Genomic DNA, 13,362 nt, shown 5'->3' with positions numbered 1-13,362 from the left:
AAGCCGGGGCTGAAATCTGGGCCGGGGCCGGGATCTCGGCCGGGGCTGGGGCCTGGCCTGCGCCTGCGCCTGCGCCTGCGCCTGCGCCTGCGCCAGCGAACACGTGAGGGCCCCGCAGTCGAGGCCCTCAGGTGTCAGACGGTGACGGTCTCCCGCCGGGTCACGGGATCGGGCCTCAGCAGCCGATGCGCCAACTCCCCGAAGGCGAGCCCGAATCCGGTCCACAACGTCGCCTGGATGGCGAGCGCGGAGAGCCGGAACCGCCACAGGACGGTCGCGGGGAAGTCGGCGGGCACCTCGTTCACGGACGGCAGGAACGCGTACGCCAGCCCGGTCGCGGCGACGAACGCGGCCACCGCGACGACCGTCGCCCACCAGTTGCCGAGGCCAGGCGCGAGCCGCTTGCCGAGGAGGGTCGCGGCGACGGCGAGCAGGACGCTGAGGACCAGCATCAGGAAGTACAGGGTGGTGCGCTTCCCGATGGTGTCGCCGTCGCCGACGGCGGGCGGGTTGGCCGGGTACTTGAGGAACGGGACGACGTAGACGGCGACCAGCGCGCAGCTGGCCAGGAGCAGCGCGGTGGCCCGGGGGCTGAAGCGTCCGACGCGGCCGAGGGCGAAGCAGTACGCGAGGGCCGCGATGCCGCCGAAGGCGACGCCGTAGACGAGGACGCCGGTCGCGAGTCCGGCGGTGGACTGGAGGGAGCGGGAGACGAGTTCGGCCTCGTGGCCGTGCTCGTGGGAGTGGGCCTCCTCGAAGCCGATCGCCTTGTCGACGGAGGGTTCACCGAGGACGTAGGCGACGATCAGGGCGAGCACGCCGGCCGCGAGACCGGCGAGCATGCCCCGCACGAGCAGGTTCCGTACGGTTGCGGAGTTCATGGGGTGTCGGCGTCCCTCGGGTCAGTGGCAGGGGAAGCCGAGCAGGTGGCGGGCGTCGTGCACCCACTCGTGGACCTCTTCGCCGGAGAGGAGTGCGGTGGCGCCCTGCTCGGCGCCGACGAAGTACAGCAGGATCAGCATGAGGACGCCGAAGAAGACGGCCCAGGGGGCGATGGCCTTCAACGGCAGTTTGAGCGGGGTGGTGGCGGTGGTCGGCTGGGCGACGTGCTGCGCCATGGCAGGGCCTCCTTCGGGAGTTCGCGTCCCGTCTCGGTGGTGCTCCGTACGACGGCTACGGGTCTGACTCACCCCTGCCTCGAAGAGGCCGCAGGGCACACAGTGGCGCGACCGTGCCGGGATCTCACCGGCTTCCGTCCTGCCGTCGTTGTCGGGGCGACGATACCGCGTGACGTGTACCCGACCAACCCCGCGTCACCAGGCACTTTCCTCCCGACGCCGCCGCTCAGGGCCCTTCGCCGCCCCGGGTCGCGCCTCACGGGCCGCCGCTCGACTCGCGGATCGCGAGCGTGAAGCCGCTGACGAACTCCTCGTACCGGGGCGGGGGTTCGTGCTGTTCGATGCGGGTGACGAGGAGGGTGACGGCGTGTTCGGCCATGCCGTCGTGGTCGGGGTCGACGCTGGACAGGGACGGGACGAGGTACGCGCTCTCGGCGATGTCGTCGAACCCGATGACCTTGACCTGGCCGGGGACGCGGACGCCGCTGTCGGCGAGTCCGCGCAGGACGCCCATCGCGAGGGTGTCGGTCACGCAGAACACGCCGTCGAAGTCCAGGCCCCCGGCGACCATGTCCCGCGCGCACCGGGCGCCCTCGGCGAGCCCGAACCGGCCGACCTCGCGGACCAGTCCGGGGTCGTACGGCACCCCCGCGTCGGTGAGGGCCTGCCGGTAGCCGGCGTGGCGGAGGCTGGAGGTGTCGATCTCGTCGATGTCTCCGCAGACCAGCGCTATCCGCCGGCACCCCCGCTCGACGAGGTGGGCGACGGCCGCCCGGGACGCCTCCAAGTTGGGCATGCCGACGTGGTCCACGGGTCCGCCGACGATGCGGTCGCCGAGCACGACCACGGGGTGCTCGACGGTGAGGCGTTCGGCGTCGGTCTGCGCCAGGCCGACGGCGCTGAGCAGGAGGCCGTCGTAGAGGCGGTTGCGGGAGAGGGAGAGGGCGTCGAGTTCGCTCTCCCGCGTGGCGCCGGTCTGTTCGATGCCGACGCGCAGGCCGTGGCGTCCGGCGGCGGCGATGACGCCGGCGGCGAGGCGGCTGTAGTACGGGCTGTCGACCTCGGGCACGGCGAGGCCGATCGTGCCGGTGCGGCCCTTGCGGAGGTTGCGGGCGGCGACGTTGACCCGGTAGTCGAGCCGGGCCATCGCCGCGAGGACCTTGTCGCGGGTCTCCCGCCGTACGTGGGGGTGGCCGTTGATGACGTTGGAGACGGTCATCGCGGACACCCCGGCCGCCTTCGCCACGTCCTGGATGGTCGCCACGGGTCAGGTCAGCGGGGCCTGGAGGGTGAGGAAGGAGTGCGGGGGCAGGGTGAGGGTCAGGCCGCCGTCCGTCGCCTTGACCCCGTCGAAGGGGCGTGGCGCGACCGTGTCCCGCTGCTCGGGCGTGTTGTGGTCCTGGACGCGGCCGGCCGTCAGGAGCCGGGCGACCGGGGCGCCGAGGGTGCCTCCCCGCAGGTCGAGGGTGACCTCCGCCGGTTCTTCGGCGTCGAGGTTGGAGAGGGAGACGAGGACCTTGCCGTTCTTGACGCTGGCGGAGACGGAGACGGTCGTGAGTTCCGCCCCGGCGACGGTGCGTCGGGCCTCGTCGGCCTTGAGGTGGACTGCGAGTGAGGTGGCGTCCTGGTGGTCCTTGTTCATCTCGAACACGTGGTACGTCGGAGTGAGGACCAGGCGGTCGCCGTCGGTGAGGATCATCGCCTGGAGGACGTTGACCGTCTGGGCGATGTTCGCCATGTGGAGGCGGGCCGCGTGCTTGTGGAAGATGTCAAAGTGCGTGCTGGCTACGAGCGCGTCGCGCATGGTGTTCTGCTGGAAGAGGAAGCCCGGGTTGGTGCCCGGCTCGACGTCCCACCAGGTGCCCCATTCGTCGAGGACCAGGCCGACCGTGCGGCCACGGTCGTAGATGTCCATCACGTTGGAGTGTCCGGTGAGGATGTCGTCGATGCGGCGGGCCGCGAGCATCGTGCGGTAGTAGTCGTCGGTGTCGAATGCGGTCGCGCTGCCTTTCGCCTCCCACGGTCCGGCCAGTGTGTAGTAGTGAACGGACACGCCCTGGAAGAAGTTCCTGGGCGTCGCGTCGCATCCGAAACAGCTGATCTGCTGCATCAGCGTCTCGGTCCACTTGTAGTCGGCGTCCGACGCGCCGGAGGCGATCCGGTACAGCTTGTTGTCGCCGTGGTCGCGGCAGTACGTGGCGTACTGGCGGGCCAGGTCGGCGGAGTACTCGGCGCGCATGTTGCCGCCGCAGCCCCAGGTCTCGTTCCCGATCCCCCAGTACTTCACCTTCCACGGCTCGTCGCGGCCGTTGTCCTTGCGCAGCCGCACCATCGGGCTGTCGCCGTCGCGGGTCAGGTACTCGACCCACTCGCTCATCTCCCGCACGGTCCCGGAGCCGACGTTCCCGCTGATGTACGGCTCGGCGCCGAGGAGTTCGCACAGGGCCATGAACTCATGGGTGCCGAAGTGGTTGTTCTCCTCGACGTTCCCCCAGTGCGTGTTGACCATCCGAGGCCGTTCCTCGCGCGGCCCAATCCCGTCCCGCCAGTGGTACTCGTCCGCGAAACACCCGCCGGGCCAGCGCAGGTTCGGGATGTTCAGCGCGCGCAGCGCCTCGACGACGTCGAGCCTGATCCCGCCCTCGTTGGGGGTCTCGGAGTCCTCCCCGACCCAGAACCCCCCGTAGATGCAGCGCCCGAGGTGCTCGGCGAAGTGACCGTAGAGGTGCCGGCTGATCGTCGGCCCTTCGATGTCCAGGTTGACGACCGCGGTGGCGTTGGGCACAGCTACTCCCGGGAGACATACGGTGACGTGTACGACGTCGAGGTGATCGTTTGTAGCGATAAACACCTCACACGCCCTCGTCGGGGCCGTCAAGGTCACCCGGCCCCACGGGAGTCACGGAAACTTTCGCTCCCCGACGGGCACCCGCGCCCGCGCGCAGGAAAGGGGTGGCCGGGCGCCCGGCCACCCCTCACCCGCCTCAGGTCAGCGTCGCCGCCACCCGCGCCGCCGCCTTGGCCACCAGCTCGTTCTTCGAGGGCCCCTCGGCCGCGTACGTCGTCGTCAGCACCGCGATCACCAGCGGCGCCCTGCCGGGCGGCCACACCACGCCGACGTCGTTGGCGACGCCGTAGGAGCTCGCGCCGCCCGTCTTGTCGGCGAGGATCCAGTCCGCGGGGAGTCCGGCGCGGAAGCGGGTGACGTTGGTGGAGTTGGCGACCATCCAGGAGGTGAGGCGGGTGCGGTCGGCGGGCCGCAGGACGTCGCCCAGGAGGAACTTCGCGTAGGTGCGGGCGATCGCGTGGGGCGTCGTCGTGTCCGTCGTGCGCCAGGGTTCGGCGGAGTTGAGGTCGGGCTCCCAGCGGTCGAGGCGGGTCACGGGGTCGCCGAGAAAGCGGGCGAAGCGGGTGATGGCGGTGGGGCCGCCGAGTTCGCGCAGGAGGAAGTTGGCGGCGGCGTTGTCGCTGTGGGAGACGGCGGCGGCGCAGAGTTCCTCGACGGTCATGCCGGTGTCGAGGTGCTTCTCGGTGACCGGCGCGTATCCGGAGTCCGTCAGCTCCTGCCGCGTGTAGTGGATGCGCTTGGCCGGGTCCAGGCCGTCGCGCAGGACGGCCGCCGCGGCCGGCGCCTTGAACACCGAGCACATCGGGAACCGTTCGTCCGCGCGGTGCGTCAGCGTCCTCCCGGTCGCGGTGTCGTGGGCGAAGACGCCCAGCCGGGCGGCGTACTCCTCCTCCAGGCCGGCGAAGACGTCCCTGCCGGCGGCGTGGGCCGGGGGCGCCACGGCCGCGGTCAGGGCCGCTCCGGCGCCCAGGGCGAGGAGTGTGCGGCGTCGCGGGGTGTTCGTTCGTGCCATGGTCGTCCGTCCTCACGGTCGTTGATCTTGGCTCAGTCGTTCAGGACGCGACCCTGGATGACACAGTTTCGATCATCGCGGACCCTGATGGAGAATCCCTGAACATGTCGATCATTCATCGCACCTGGCTCAAGCCGACCAAGCTCGAATTCCTCACCCCGTGGCTCCCCACGCGCGCGTGGTACCAGGGCGGTACGGCCGCTCCGCAGCTCGCCAAGGCCGGGGGCTTCCGGCTCGACGACCCGGAGGGTGAGGTCGGCATCGAGTTCTTCGTCGCCACCGACGCCGAGGGCCCGCACGCCTACCTGATCCCCCTGACCTACCGTTCCGCCCCGCTCCCCGGCGCGGACCACGCGCTCATCACCACGCTGGAGCACGGCGTCCTCGGAGAGCGCTGGGCCTACGACGGCGTCCACGACCCGGTGCTGACCGGCGCCCTGGCCGCGTTCCTCGAGGGTCGGCTCCCGGCGCAGGCCCAGAGCACGAGCGACGCCCTGGACGAGGAGGTCACCCACGCGTACGCGGGCGGGGCCCCGCTGCTGGCCGGCGAGGTGACGGTGACCGAGACGGCCGACGGCACGACGCTGACGACGCCGGACGGTCCCGCCGTCCGCTTCAACCGCCTCCTGACCGCCGTGCCCGACGTCCCTCCGGCGGACGCGCTCGGCCATGTGACCGGCGCGTGGAGCGACCTGGAGGGCAACCGGGTGCGCGGAGTGTTCGCGGTGGTCGAGGCGCGGGCCTGACACGCACCGCCGCCCGAAGTCCCGCCGGCCGGCCCTCACCCCCCGGCCGGCATCCCCTCCGCCATCGCGTACACCGTCCGCGCGTGCAGCTCGAACATCCCGACGAGATCGATGCCCCCGTCGATCTCCTGCTGGACGAACAGCCCGTCGGTACCGGCGATGGCGTAGGTGACGAGGACGTCCACGGCCTTCTCGTCCACGTCCGGGAACAGTGCCCGGACGACCTCGGTGATCCGCTGCCGCGCCGCCTTCCTGACGTCCAGGTAGACGCCCCGCCCCCGGGGTTCGACCGGCCGCCGCTCCAGCGCGAGCATCAGCCCGAGCCGCACGAAGTCGGGCGCGTCGAGCAGGGACCGGGCGACGTTCGCGGCCATGGTCGTGACCCGTTCCAGTGGGGTCCCCGCGTCCTCGCCGGGCAGTTCGACGGCCGTCAGCCAGGTCTCGAAGCTGCGCTCGATGACGGCGGCGATCAGGTCGTCCTTGTCCTTGAAGTGCCAGTAGATCGAGCTGGGGGGCAGTCCGCACTTGGCGCTGACGGCCGCGATCGACGTGCCCTCGTACCCCCGCTCCCCCGCGATCTCGACCGCCGCGTCGAGGATGCGCCGCCGCGACTCCACGCCGTTGGCCCGCTGCTTGCGCTCGGGTCTCCCCCGGGTCATTCCGTGATTCTCCGTCTCTCAGAGGCGTACACCTCGCTCTTCGGGGTACGCGTCGACGATCTCCGCACTCTAGTCCGCCCGTGCGCCGGCTGACGATTTCCGGCCGCGTACCCCCGATGGGCGAACTCCCCGGCGCCGACGGTGGCTTTCTCGGCGCTGGCCTTGCGGGAGGGGCCCCTCGCGGCCTCACCCTGAGGTCGGCTCACCCCTCACGCAACGTGATCGCGGAGGCGGGGCACATCGCCGCGGCCTCCCGCGCCCGGGTCTCGTCCGGCACAGCGGGCGTCTCCGTGAGCAGCACCACGACCCCGTCGTCCTCGTCCTGGTCGAACACCCCGGGTGCGACGAGGACGCAGTTCCCCGCGCCGCAGCACAGCGACCGGTCGACGGCGATCCTCACCACGTCACCGGCACTTCGCTCAGCCCGCCCACCAACAGGCCCTCCACGCGCCGCAGTTCACCGACCGGCACGGCGAGCCGCAGGGTGGGCAGCCGCCGCAGCAGCACCTCCAGGGCGACCTGGAGTTCGGTCCTGGCGAGGCTCTGCCCCAGGCAGGAGTGCGGGCCCGCGCCGAACGCGAGGTGCGGATTGGGGCTGCGGGAGAGCAGCATGCGGTCGGGGTCCTCGAAGGCCGCCGCGTCCCGGTTGGCGGCGGGCAGGGCGCAGACGACGGTGGCGCCGCGCGGCAGCACCGAGCCGCCGACCTCGACGTCCTCGGTGAGGTAACGCCGCAGTCCGAAGCCGAGGTTGACGTCCAGGCGCAGCGCCTCGTCGACGGTCGTGCGCACCAGCTCCGGTTCGGTCAGCAGTTGTTCCCAGCGTGCCCGGTCGGCCAGCAGCATCGCGGCGGTCTTGCCGATGGCGTTGGCGGTCGTCTCGTGCCCGGCGACGAGCAGTCCCATGCCGGTGCGCAGCAGCCAGGCGTCGGTGACGTCGGGCTGGTCGGCGATGAACATGCTGATCATGTCGTCGCCGGGGTGCTCGCGGACGTGCGCGATGTGCCGGGCCATGTACGCGTCGAACTCCGTGTACGCCGCCGCGCTCTCCTGTTTCGTCCAGCGGCTGACGTTGAGGAAGGCGTCGGACCAGTGCGAGAAGCGGTCGCTGTCCTCGGCGGGGACCCCGAGGATCGTACAGATCACGTACACGGGCAGCGGGAACCCGAACGCGCCCTTCAGGTCGGCGGGTCGGCCCCGCTCGGCCATCGCGTCCACGAGCGCCTCGGCGCGTTCGGTGATCGCGGGGCGCAGGGCGGTCATGCGTTTGGCGGTGAAGTACTTGCCGACCTGCCGGCGCCACCGCTGGTGGCCCTCGCCCCGGTCGGGTACGACGTCCTGGAGCTCGCCGTCGACGACGGGGCCGCCCGCGCCCTCGGGGGCGAGCCGGGCGGCGCCGTCCTCGGCGGTGGGGCGGGCGAAGCGGGGGTCGGAGAGCAGGGTGCGTACGTCGTCGTAGCGGGTCAGGAGCGTCGCCTCGTCGCCGCTGGGGAGGCGGACGGACGCGACCGGGCACGCGCGGCGCAGTTCCGCCCAGGCGGGCGGCGGCTCCAGCGGGCCGTCGGCGGGCAAGGGGAGTCGGAGCTCGGCCATCGCGCACCTCCGTGGGACCGGTACCGACGCTACGCAGCAGTGCATGATGCGGCAAGAAGCGGTTCGGCCGTCGCACGAAGACGCCCGACGGGGTCGCGGCGGGGTCCGTGTACGGTCCCCCCGTGGACTACCCGAACGATCAGCACCCCGGCGCCCCCGTCCGCGCCGGTGTCCCCGAGCACGGCCGCGTGCCCAAGTACTACGCGGTCAAGGCCCGGTTGGACGACCTCGTGAGCGAACTCGGCGAGGGCGCTGTCATCCCCACCGAGCGTGACCTCTCCGAGCGGTACGACGTGGCCCGCGAGACGGTGCGGCAGGCGCTGCGGGAGCTGCTGCTGGAGGGCAAGCTGCGCCGGCGGGGCCGGGGGACCGTCGTCGCGGGGCCGAAGCTGGAGCAGCCGCTCGCGCTGGCCAGCTACACGGAGGGTGTGCGCCGGCAGGGCCGGACGCCGGGCCGCAGTCTGGTCGCCCTCGACCGGTTCCCGTGCCCGGCGCCGCTGGCCGAGGAGACGGGGCTGACGCGCGGCGAGCCGGTGTGGCACCTGGAGCGGGTGCTGCTGGCCGACGACGAGCGGGTGGGCCTGGAGAGCACGTACGTGTCCGTGGCCCGGCTCCCGCGTCTGGACGCCGAGTTCGACCCGGACTCCTCGTTCTACGCCTACATGGGCGGCGAGGGCATCCGGCTCGGGCAGGCCGACGAGCGCATCGAGACGGTGCTCGCGACGCCGCGCGAGGCGCTGCTGATCGGGACGCCCCCGGCGCTGCCGATGCTGTTGATCCACCGGGTGTCGCGGGACGCGCAGGGGCGTCCGCTGGAGCGGGTGCGGAGCCTGTACCGGGGTGACCGGTTCTCGTTCTCGGCGCACCTCAGAAACTGACAGAAAGCGATGATGCGACCGCCTGAAAATCACGAACAGATAACGGGTCTAGCCCAAACGTGATGGCCGGTTCATGCTCCCGTCGTCAGCCGGACCCTTCCGGTTCCCGCACGGCGAGGAGCGTGGCGGTCGTGAGAGTGATAGTCGTCGGAGCCGGCGTGGTGGGCACCCTGCACGCCTGGCAAGCACTGGAACGCGGCCACGAGGTCGTACAGATCGAGCGCGAGGCGGAGGCCCGGGGCGCGTCGCTGCGCAACTTCGGGCTCGTCTGGGTCAGCGGGCGCGCGGACGGCGAGGAGCTGTCGGCCGCGCTGCGCGCGAGGGAGCTGTGGGAGGGGATCGGCGAGCGCGTCCCGGCGCTCGGCTTCCGCGCGAACGGGTCCCTCACCGTGGTACGCGGCGCCCTCGAACGCGCCGTCGCCGAGTACGCGGCGGCGCGGGGCGACGCGGACGTACGCGGGTACGAGCTGCTGACGCCCGGCGAGGCGCGGGCGCTGAACCCGGCGCTGCGCGGGGAGTTCGACGCGGCCCTGTACTGCGCGCGGGACGCGGCCGTCGAGCCGCGCACCGCCCAACGCGCCCTGCGCGCCGAGCTGTTGACGAACCCGCGTTACACGTTCCTCCCGGGCCGCGAGGTCCGTGAGGTGATCGGGGAGCGCGCGGTCCGCGACGACCACGGCGACCTGCACACGGGCGACGCCGTCGTCCTGTGCACCGGCGCCTGGCTGGGCGGCCTGGTGCGCGAGCTGGCCGGGCCCCACCTGCCCGTGCGCCGCGTCCGGTTGCAGATGATGCAGACCGCGCCGCTGGGCGAGCCGCTGACGACGTCGGTCGCGGACGCGGACAGCTTCCGCTACTACCCGGCGTACGCCTCCCCCGCCCTGGACGCCCTCAACTCCGGCCGGCCGCAGCCGGATACGGCGGCCGAGCACCGGATGCAGCTGCTCATGGTCCAGCGCGCGGACGGCGGCCTGACCGTCGGCGACACCCACGAGTACGAGCACCCCTTCTCCTTCGACACCGTCGAGGACCCCTACGAGCACCTGGCCGGCGTCGTCGAGTCCCTCCTCGGCCGCCCGCTCCCCGCGATCCGGCGCCGCTGGGCGGGCGTGTACGCGCAGTGCCTCGACACGAGCCGTGTCGTGCACCGCCAGCAGGTCCGCGACGGCGTCTGGCTGGTCACGGGCCCTGGCGGACGCGGCATGACCTGCGCGCCCGCGATCGCCGAGACCACCGCAGACCAGTTGGGCTGGTGAGCCAGATGCCGCACGACATCCGCCTAGTCGTCCTCGACATGGCCGGCACGACCGTCACCGACGGCGGCCTGGTCGAACGCGCCTTCACGACGGCCCTCGGTTCGGACCCCGATCAACTCGCCTACGTGCGGGCCACGATGGGCGAGTCCAAGATCTCTGTCTTCCGCCACCTCTTCAAGGACGAGGCCACCGCCCAGCGCGCCAACACCGCCTTCGAGCAGGCGTACGGCGACCTCGTCACCGACGGCCTGATCACCCCGATCCCCGGCGCCCGCGAGGCGATCGAGCAGCTCACCGCCGAGGGCCGGACCGTCGTCCTGACCACCGGCTTCGCCCGCGTCACCCAGGACGCGATCCTCGACGCGCTCGGCTGGCGCGGCCTCGCGGCGCTCACCCTGTGCCCGGCGGACGCGGGCGGCCGGGGACGGCCGTACCCCGACATGGTCCTGGAGGCGTTCGTGCGGACGAAGGCCGCCGACGACGTCCGGCAGGTCGCGGTCGTCGGGGACACCTCGTACGACGTGCTCAGCGGGGTGCGCGCCGGGGCCGGGCTCGTCGCGGGGGTGCTCACCGGGGCGCACGACGCGCAGGCGCTGCGGGCTGCCGGGGCCGGTCAAGTGCTCGGCTCCGTCGCTGAGTTGCCCGGGGTGCTGACGTGATCCGCTTCGACTCCGTGAGTGTCGCCTACGACGGGAACACCGTCCTCGACGCGCTCGACCTGACGGTCGCGCCGGGTGAGGTGATGGCGCTGCTGGGGCCGTCCGGGTCCGGGAAGACGACCGCGCTGCGGGCCGTCGCCGGGTTCGTGCGGCCGTCGGCGGGGCGGGTGTTCCTCGGTGAACGGGACGTGACCGACGTGCCGCCGTACCGGCGGGGCATCGGGATGGTCGTCCAGCAGTACGCGCTGTTCCCGCACCTGCGGGTCGAGGACAACGTGGCGTTCGGGCTGAAGGCGCGCCGCGTCGACCGGGGCGAGATCCGGCGACGGGTCGGTGAGGCGCTGGAGCTGACCGGGATGGGGGCGTACGCGCGGCGCCGTCCCCGGGAGTTGTCCGGCGGCCAGCAGCAACGCGTCGCCATCGCGCGGGCGTTGGCGATCCGCCCCGAGGTGCTCCTCCTCGACGAGCCGCTGTCGGCGCTCGACGCCCGGCTGCGGTCCGAGATGCTCACCGAACTCGCGCGGCTGCACCGGGAGTTGCCGGACGTGACGATCCTGTACGTCACGCACGACCAGGTCGAGGCGCTGACGCTGGCCGACCGGATCGCGGTCCTCGACCGGGCGCGCCTGACGGCGTGCGGGACGCCCCGGGAGCTGTACCGGGCGCCGGGGAACGCGTTCACGGCGTCGTTCGTGGGCGGGGCGAACCTGCTGCCGGTGCGTGTGGCCGGCGGGGTCGCGCAGTTCGCGGGGACGCCGCTGGCGGTCGACGCGCGGGGCGTGACCGGTCCGGCGACGCTGTGTGTCCGGCCGCATCTCGTCGGGCTGGGCGAGGGGCCGAACCGGCTCACCGGTGCCGTACGGGAGATCCAGTGGCGCGGCGCCACGCACCGGCTGTACGTCGAGGTCGCCGGGCACACCGTGATGGCCGACGTACGCGAGCTGCGAGACCCTCCGGTCCACGGCGCGCGCGTCGACCTGCACTTCTTCCCCGAGGACGCGGTGCTGCTCCATGACTAGACGCCTGTTGTGGACGCTGCCTCCCGTCGCCCTGCTCTCGGTCTTCTTCCTCTACCCGCTGGCCCTGGTCGTCCAGCAGTCCTTCCAGCCCGACTCGGGCGGCACGTCCCTTGAGCCGTACGCGGACGTCTTCGCCTCCGAGGCGTTCCGGCAGGCGCTGTGGACGACCGTGTGGCTGGCGCTCGCCTCGACCGCCGGGTGTCTGGTGCTGGGGTTCTTCCTGGCGCTGGTCATCGCGTTCGTCCCGTTCCCCGGGGCGCGGGCGGTCGCCCGGTTCGTGGACGTGTTCCTGTCCTTCCCGTCGTTCCTGATCACGCTCGCCCTGCTGTTCGTCTACGGCACGACCGGCATCGTCGGCTCGTTCCCGTTCCTGACGACGCCCTGGGGTGTGCTGCTCGCCGAGGTCACGTACTTCACGCCGTTCGTGATGCGGCCCCTGCTCGCGGCGTTCTCGCAGCTCGACACCGCGCAGATCGAGGCGGCGTCGAGTCTCGGGGCGCGGGCACCGAGGATCGTGCGGCGGGTGATCCTGCCGGAGGCGCTGCCCGCGCTCGCGGCCGGCGGGAGCCTCGTGCTGGTGCTGTGCCTCAACGAGTTCGGGATCGTGCTGTTCACCGGGGCGAAGGGCGTGACGACCCTGCCGCTGCTGATCTACAGCAAGGCGATCCTGGAGTCGGACTACGCGGGCGCCTGTGTGGTGGCGGTCGTCAACGTCGCGCTGTCCGTGGGGCTTTACGCGGTGTACCGGGTGGTGAGCCGTCGTGCTGGTGCATAGCCGTGGGGCCAAGCGGGCGGTGTGGGCGGTCTTCTTCGTGCTGTTCCTGCCGTTGTTCGCGCTGCCTCTGCTCGTCATCTTCGGCGCGTCGTTCGCGACGCACTGGTCCGGCGTCCTGCCCTCGGGTCCGACGAGCGCCAACTACCGTTCCGCGACCAGCGGCGACGCCCTCAAGGCGCTCACCACGAGCCTGTTCACGGCGACCGCCGCGAGCCTGCTGGCGCTGGCCGTCGGCACGTGGGCCGCGCTCGCCGGGTCCGCGCTCCGGAAGCGTGAACGGCGGGTCCTGGACGCCCTGTTCGTGCTCCCCGTCGCCGTGCCGTCGGTCGTGGTGGGGCTGTCGGTGCTGGTCGCCTTCTCGAAGCCGCCGCTGCTGCTGAACGGCACGCGGTGGATCGTGGTCCTCGCGCACACCGTGCTGGTGACGGCGTTCGCGTACCAGTCGGTGTCGGCGGCGCTGGCCCGGCTCGACCCGGCGTACGAGCAGGCGGCGGCCTCGCTGGGCGCGCGGCCATCGTACGTGCTGTGGCGGGTGCGGCTGCCGTTGCTGCTGCCGTCGCTCACCGCCGCCGTGGGCCTCTGTTTCGCCCTGTCCATGGGCGAGTTGAGCGCCACGGTGATGCTGTATCCGCCGGACTGGACCCCGCTGCCGGTCCTGATCCACTCCGCCACCGACCGGGGTGCCCTGTTCGCGGGGTCCGCGCTCGCGGTGGTGCTGATGGCAGCCACTCTGCTCGTCCTGTCCGCCGTGTCCCGGGTCCGCACCAGAGCGTCGTACCGCTGAACATCTGGAGTCCAACCG

The 13,362-nt window shown here is 72.2% G+C and carries 15 protein-coding genes and 1 riboswitch; of the genes, 7 read left to right on the top strand and 8 right to left on the bottom strand.

Features of this window, described 5'->3' with window-relative positions; all coding sequences use genetic code 11:
* Positions 1-134: 134 nt before the first annotated feature.
* The 5 genes from PV682_RS17955 to bla all read right to left on the bottom strand — a co-directional run bounded on the left by PV682_RS17955 (position 135) and on the right by bla (position 4,978).
* Positions 135-881 (bottom strand): CbtA family protein, encoded by a 747-nt coding sequence (locus PV682_RS17955; RefSeq protein WP_319730913.1) that lies wholly within the window; start codon positions 879-881, stop codon positions 135-137.
* A gap of 21 nt (positions 882-902) precedes the next feature.
* On the bottom strand, positions 903-1,118 hold the full coding sequence (locus PV682_RS17950) for a CbtB domain-containing protein (protein WP_055721275.1): 216 nt from the start codon (positions 1,116-1,118) through the stop codon (positions 903-905).
* Positions 1,119-1,154: 36 nt separating this feature from the next.
* A riboswitch (cobalamin riboswitch) is annotated at positions 1,155-1,303 on the bottom strand.
* 71 nt (positions 1,304-1,374) lie between these two features.
* Entirely contained in the window at positions 1,375-2,382 is a 1,008-nt protein-coding gene (locus PV682_RS17945; RefSeq protein WP_319730909.1) for a LacI family DNA-binding transcriptional regulator, read from the bottom strand.
* 3 nt (positions 2,383-2,385) lie between these two features.
* On the bottom strand, positions 2,386-3,903 hold the full coding sequence (locus tag PV682_RS17940) for an alpha-N-arabinofuranosidase (protein ID WP_319730906.1): 1,518 nt from the start codon (positions 3,901-3,903) through the stop codon (positions 2,386-2,388).
* Between the two features lie 199 nt (positions 3,904-4,102).
* On the bottom strand, positions 4,103-4,978 hold the full coding sequence (gene bla, locus PV682_RS17935) for a class A beta-lactamase (protein ID WP_319730905.1): 876 nt from the start codon (positions 4,976-4,978) through the stop codon (positions 4,103-4,105).
* Between the two features lie 104 nt (positions 4,979-5,082).
* Between bla and PV682_RS17930 the strand changes: the two genes are divergently transcribed.
* Positions 5,083-5,724 carry a maltokinase N-terminal cap-like domain-containing protein gene (locus PV682_RS17930; protein WP_319730903.1) on the top strand — a complete coding sequence of 214 codons (642 nt, stop codon included), beginning with the start codon at positions 5,083-5,085 and terminating at the stop codon, positions 5,722-5,724.
* Between the two features lie 35 nt (positions 5,725-5,759).
* Here PV682_RS17930 and PV682_RS17925 read toward each other — a convergent pair whose 3' ends face one another.
* The 3 genes from PV682_RS17925 to PV682_RS17915 form a co-directional block, all read right to left on the bottom strand.
* Positions 5,760-6,383, bottom strand: coding sequence for a TetR/AcrR family transcriptional regulator (locus tag PV682_RS17925; RefSeq protein ID WP_319730901.1), 624 nt, complete (start codon positions 6,381-6,383; stop codon positions 5,760-5,762).
* A 202-nt stretch (positions 6,384-6,585) separates the two neighbouring features.
* A complete protein-coding gene (locus PV682_RS17920; protein ID WP_407705700.1) occupies positions 6,586-6,786 on the bottom strand; it encodes a ferredoxin in 201 nt (66 codons plus the stop codon).
* A complete protein-coding gene (locus PV682_RS17915; RefSeq protein ID WP_319730900.1) occupies positions 6,780-7,973 on the bottom strand; it encodes a cytochrome P450 in 1,194 nt (397 codons plus the stop codon). Before PV682_RS17915 ends, PV682_RS17920 begins: the two co-directional genes overlap by 7 nt.
* Before the next feature lie 122 nt (positions 7,974-8,095).
* On the opposite strand from PV682_RS17915, the gene PV682_RS17910 reads away from it, so the two are divergent.
* From PV682_RS17910 to PV682_RS17885, 6 genes are all read left to right on the top strand, one after another.
* The gene (locus tag PV682_RS17910; RefSeq protein WP_319730898.1) at positions 8,096-8,851 is read left to right on the top strand and encodes a GntR family transcriptional regulator; all 756 of its coding nucleotides are present in this window, start codon (positions 8,096-8,098) and stop codon (positions 8,849-8,851) included.
* 131 nt (positions 8,852-8,982) lie between these two features.
* The gene (locus PV682_RS17905; protein WP_319730896.1) at positions 8,983-10,107 is read left to right on the top strand and encodes a TIGR03364 family FAD-dependent oxidoreductase; all 1,125 of its coding nucleotides are present in this window, start codon (positions 8,983-8,985) and stop codon (positions 10,105-10,107) included.
* A gap of 5 nt (positions 10,108-10,112) precedes the next feature.
* On the top strand, positions 10,113-10,766 hold the full coding sequence (locus tag PV682_RS17900) for an HAD family hydrolase (RefSeq protein ID WP_319730894.1): 654 nt from the start codon (positions 10,113-10,115) through the stop codon (positions 10,764-10,766).
* Positions 10,763-11,785: an ABC transporter ATP-binding protein gene (locus tag PV682_RS17895; RefSeq protein WP_319730892.1), complete on the top strand. Its 1,023-nt coding sequence runs from the start codon at positions 10,763-10,765 to the stop codon at positions 11,783-11,785. The genes PV682_RS17900 and PV682_RS17895 overlap by 4 nt, the downstream gene beginning before the upstream one ends.
* Entirely contained in the window at positions 11,778-12,560 is a 783-nt protein-coding gene (locus tag PV682_RS17890) for a 2-aminoethylphosphonate ABC transporter permease subunit (protein ID WP_319730890.1), read from the top strand. The genes PV682_RS17895 and PV682_RS17890 overlap by 8 nt, the downstream gene beginning before the upstream one ends.
* Complete coding sequence (locus PV682_RS17885) at positions 12,547-13,344, top strand: ABC transporter permease (RefSeq protein ID WP_319730888.1); 798 nt, start codon at positions 12,547-12,549, stop codon at positions 13,342-13,344. The genes PV682_RS17890 and PV682_RS17885 overlap by 14 nt, the downstream gene beginning before the upstream one ends.
* The last annotated feature ends 18 nt before the right edge of the window (positions 13,345-13,362 follow it).

Source organism: Streptomyces niveiscabiei (assembly GCF_033794345.1).
GTDB classification, from domain to species: Bacteria; Actinomycetota; Actinomycetes; order Streptomycetales; family Streptomycetaceae; genus Streptomyces; species Streptomyces niveiscabiei.
The sequence above is the reverse complement of the archived record's forward strand: the minus strand, read 5'-3'. Positions and strand labels throughout refer to the sequence as shown.

Bases quoted from the DNA above. Each gene is read 5' to 3' on its own strand.
- PV682_RS17925 (WP_319730901.1), bottom strand. From the start codon at position 6,383: ATGACCCGGGGGAGACCCGAGCGCAAGCAGCGGGCCAACGGCGTGGAG.
- PV682_RS17915 (WP_319730900.1), bottom strand. From the start codon at position 7,973: ATGGCCGAGCTCCGACTCCCCTTGCCCGCCGACGGCCCGCTGGAGCCG.
- PV682_RS17950 (WP_055721275.1), bottom strand. From the start codon at position 1,118: ATGGCGCAGCACGTCGCCCAGCCGACCACCGCCACCACCCCGCTCAAA.
- PV682_RS17930 (WP_319730903.1), top strand. From the start codon at position 5,083: ATGTCGATCATTCATCGCACCTGGCTCAAGCCGACCAAGCTCGAATTC.
- PV682_RS17890 (WP_319730890.1), top strand. From the start codon at position 11,778: ATGACTAGACGCCTGTTGTGGACGCTGCCTCCCGTCGCCCTGCTCTCG.
- bla (WP_319730905.1), bottom strand. From the start codon at position 4,978: ATGGCACGAACGAACACCCCGCGACGCCGCACACTCCTCGCCCTGGGC.
- PV682_RS17955 (WP_319730913.1), bottom strand. From the start codon at position 881: ATGAACTCCGCAACCGTACGGAACCTGCTCGTGCGGGGCATGCTCGCC.
- PV682_RS17900 (WP_319730894.1), top strand. From the start codon at position 10,113: ATGCCGCACGACATCCGCCTAGTCGTCCTCGACATGGCCGGCACGACC.